At 26.6% G+C, this 4,093-nt stretch carries 4 protein-coding genes; all 4 read left to right on the top strand.

What is annotated here, in order from left to right:
• The first annotated feature begins 81 nt into the window (after positions 1 to 81).
• Positions 82 to 1,227, top strand: a complete 1,146-nt coding sequence (locus tag ACRC03_RS00220; RefSeq protein ID WP_438650527.1) for an ATP-binding protein — start codon at positions 82 to 84, stop codon at positions 1,225 to 1,227.
• Positions 1,228 to 1,281: 54 nt separating this feature from the next.
• A complete protein-coding gene (locus ACRC03_RS00225; RefSeq protein WP_438650528.1) occupies positions 1,282 to 1,647 on the top strand; it encodes a hypothetical protein in 366 nt (121 codons plus the stop codon).
• Positions 1,648 to 1,658: 11 nt separating this feature from the next.
• A complete protein-coding gene (locus ACRC03_RS00230) occupies positions 1,659 to 3,554 on the top strand; it encodes a hypothetical protein (protein ID WP_438650529.1) in 1,896 nt (631 codons plus the stop codon).
• Positions 3,555 to 3,582: 28 nt separating this feature from the next.
• The coding region (locus ACRC03_RS00235; protein WP_438650530.1) for a hypothetical protein at positions 3,583 to 4,093 on the top strand (511 nt) is incomplete at its 3' end.

Genomic DNA, 4,093 nt, shown 5'->3' on the forward strand with positions numbered 1-4,093 from the left:
CGATAAAATTTTACAAAAAAATACAGAGAATATGTATATAATTTAATTATATAATATAAATAAGAGGAGAAAATTGGGAAGATGAGTATATTTAGCAAAAGCAATTCTGTATATGAAACATATTCAAAAGATATACAAAAAAATTATTTATGCAACAACCAAGAATTAATTATTCGAATAATGGGGGCAAAGTATGCGCAAATAAATGGAAAAGAAGAATTATTAGATAGTGAATTAGTAAATAAATCCGTAGATGCAATAGCACAGTCAATTACATCTAATTTATCAAAATATAATACACTGCCTAATAAAGTTATAATTCATCACAATGATGAAAGTGAGGAGAGCTCTAAAAATGAAGAAAAAGTTCAAATTATAAACTGTTATGAGCCAAAATACACTTTAGATGAGATTTATCTAGATGAAAAGGCAAAACAACAAATATTGAGCTCTTTAGTTATAAAAAAATATCATAATAAACTATTTAATGATTGGGGATTAAGTAAGACATTAAAAAATGATAGGGCAATAATATTTAATTTTTTTGGTCCTCCAGGAACTGGTAAAAGTATGACGGCAGAAGCTATTGCATCATATTTAGGTAAAAAAGTATGCTTAGTCAATTATTCAGAACTAGAATCAAAATATGTAGGTGAGACCCCTAAGAATATAAGTAATGTGTTCAAAGAAGCTAAGAAGAATGATGCAGTCATAATATTTGATGAGGCAGATTCTTTTTTAGGTAAAAGACTTACAAATGTTACACAATCTGCAGATTATGGTGTAAATATTACTAGGAGTGTAATGCTTTTAGAATTAGAAAAATTTGATGGAATAATAGTTTTTACTACTAATCTTATAAAAAATTATGATGATGCTTTTAAGAGAAGAATATTGTCTAGTATAGAATTTAAATTGCCTGATATAAAAGGTAGATTATCTATATGGAAATATCATATTCCAAGAGAACTTCCGTTAGATACTGATATTAACTTTAATATACTAGCTAGAATATATGATAATATAAGCGGAGCTGATATAAAAGATATTTTATTATTTGCATCAGTTAATGCATTACAACGAAAATCAGATAAAGTGAGTAAGCAAGATTTTGATTTAGCTTATAATTATGTTAAAAGTAGATATTCTCTAGGGGAAGAAAGTGTAGATATGCAGTCGCAAATAATATCAGATGAACAGTATAAAAAAGAAATAAATCAATACTAGAAGAGAGTAGAATAAAAATAGATTAAATAAATTAGCGTAAGGAGGAGGTGCTATATGCCTATTTTAAGTACAATAGCAGTAGTGGGCTGGGTTTTATTAGGTGCAGTAGCTAGTACAATTTTAATAACTTTTTGGGATGATATAAGGACGTGGCTAAATAATGTTGCTGCTAATGCAGTGGAGCAAGCATTTGGTTATAAAGCTAGAGGTCTTATGCAAAGAGCCATAGCAAAGATAGATGTAGAAATGAATTCTATAAAAAATAAAGCAACAATATATACTAAAAGTAATCCTATGGATAAATATTTTGTAAAGACTGATATAGTAGCTAGAGCACCAATGAGTAAAGTTGATCCTGGTATTATAGAAGAAATAAAAAAAGAAGGAACTTTGGTACAAGAATACTGTTATAAAGGTTAGTAGGTATTATTATGAGTAATTTATTTGAAGGATTTGAAATAGAATCTATAACACAAGAAAAAGTAATTGATAAAAATCCAGACATTTATGTGACAAGATCAGAACAAGCTTTAAAAGATAAACGATTTAGAAATGCTATAGATGAGATTAATGATGCAGTTATGTATGCGGAAGAAAAAACGCATTACATGCTAGAAAAAATAAAAATATTAAATGCATGCTCTTATTATGGACAAGTTTATAGAGAAGAATGCATTGATTACATTGTGGAGAATATAGTACACTTTTATGAATGTCTAAAGATAGAAGATTTTCTACAAGATATAATACAAAAGTATGAAGAATGTTTTTCAAGTGGAAAGTCTAATATAGTAAACGTTTTAAAAAAGAATGATATACCATATACTTTGGGATATAAGTGTTACGAAGATACCATTAATACAGAAAAGGTATTAATAGAAGCTAATAAATCATATAAAAATAAAAAATACATAGATGCACTGCATCACACTTATATAATAATTGATAAGCTTACTCCGAATATAAATACATACATGCTTGCAGGAGATTCATTAAGAAAATTAAAAAAGTATGATTCTGCAATTAATGCATATAAATCTGCTATTAGACTAATGCCGATATATTTACCTGCATTTTTAAGAATAGTTACCACTAAGCTTAGAAAACATTTACTTGGAGTTTTAACTATTATATTAATATTACTATTGATATTTATTGGTTCGATATCATTATCAATTCAAGGAGTTATTCCTCCTATAATAAAAGATTATTCAGTAAAAATTAGCAACTCATTAGTTTTAGATGAAAAAAATGACTCTATATTTATTCCCATAAATAAAACTATGGAGATAGATGTTAATTATAAAGCTATTCCATTTTATGCTAAAAAAGTTGATTTTAGTTATTCGATAGAAGATCAAAATATAGCTAAAATCACAGAAGATGGAATGATATCTACATTTAATTCAGGAACAACAAATTTAAATATACTTAGAAATAATAGGATTGTATACACTATACCAATTACAGTATTATCATCAAAAGTTGAAAGCATAAGCATAGATATAAAATGGGATGAGTTGCAAGTAGGGGATGAAGCGATTATTACCGCACAGGTTGATAGAGAGTATGATATCGGGCAAGGAAATAAAATAACTTATAAATCAAGTGATGAGTCTATTTTACAAATTGGAGAAGATGGAAATGTACGTGCTGTAGGTTTAGGTAGAGCAGCTATAATAGCAGAGTGTGATGGAAATGAAACTAAAAAATATATAACTGTTAATCCAAAGGTAATAGATTTAGTTGTTGATGAAAATATAGAGATTGCAGTGGATGAAGTATATAATTTAAAAACCTTTATAGAAACAAACCCACCTGGATATGGAAACTTAGAGAATGTTAAATATCAGTTAGGCAAGCCAGACGTAGCGTATCCTTCTGATAGTAATCAAAACGTAATAGATGTAGACAATCAAGGTAATATAAAAGGTATAAGTGTAGGAGAACAAAATTTAATAGTAATGTATGATGACATACATAAAGTAGTTAAAGTAACTGTAAGAAACAAAACCATAAATGATGTCAGTATAAAAAAATTACAACTAAACCATGAAATAAATGGAAATGTATTAAAGATTTATTTTGATTTTGAATCTACAATTATTAACGAACCTTATTATTATAGGGTATATCAAAAAATAGGAAATAGCAGTGGATTTGTACCAGTAGGCGAAGTAGATGCTAAATATGGAGAAGAAAATAGAATTGTTGGAACTTTTGATTTATCTCAGCTAAGTGGAAAAGGAAGTATTGAATTTTACATTGTACCTTTTTCTAATCAAATAGAGGGAAATAAGAGTGAGGTAGTAAAAATTAATATATAAGAATATTACTAAGATAAGGTAGTGGTATATGGAAAGCATAAAATTCTTTGAAGAAACATATGGAGTTTCTGAAAACAATATACAAAAAATTATAAAAGATGCCAATTTAAGTATAGAACTAGACTGTAAAGGGATAGCAGATTATTTTAAATGTATAAATATAGAAAGAGAATTAAAGAGAATAAATAGTGGGATAACATTGGATAGAGAAGATATATTTTTAGAAATGTTAGTTAAAAACTATAAGATATTTATAGATACTTGTAGTTTAGTAGAAGAAAATTCTCATGAGTTTTTTAAAAAACTTGAGATAAAATTACTTAAATATAATAAACAAGTATATATTCCGCTATCAGTAGTAAAAGAAATAGAAAAAATAATTAAAGAAAAAAATAAAAAATCTATGGTCAAAGGAAAACATATTTTGTATAAATATCAACAGAAAAATCTATTATGTATTTTAGATGATAAAGGACAAAACTTTGCTGATAATGTCTTTTCAACTGTATTTACTATACATAGATTAAAATATAATTTAT

The organism is Romboutsia sp. (assembly GCF_051659545.1).
In the GTDB taxonomy this organism is placed as follows: Bacteria; Bacillota; Clostridia; order Peptostreptococcales; family Peptostreptococcaceae; genus JBOFOR01.

Bases quoted from the DNA above. Each gene is read 5' to 3' on its own strand.
- ACRC03_RS00220 (WP_438650527.1), top strand. From the start codon at position 82: ATGAGTATATTTAGCAAAAGCAATTCTGTATATGAAACATATTCAAAA.
- ACRC03_RS00230 (WP_438650529.1), top strand. From the start codon at position 1,659: ATGAGTAATTTATTTGAAGGATTTGAAATAGAATCTATAACACAAGAA.
- ACRC03_RS00225 (WP_438650528.1), top strand. From the start codon at position 1,282: ATGCCTATTTTAAGTACAATAGCAGTAGTGGGCTGGGTTTTATTAGGT.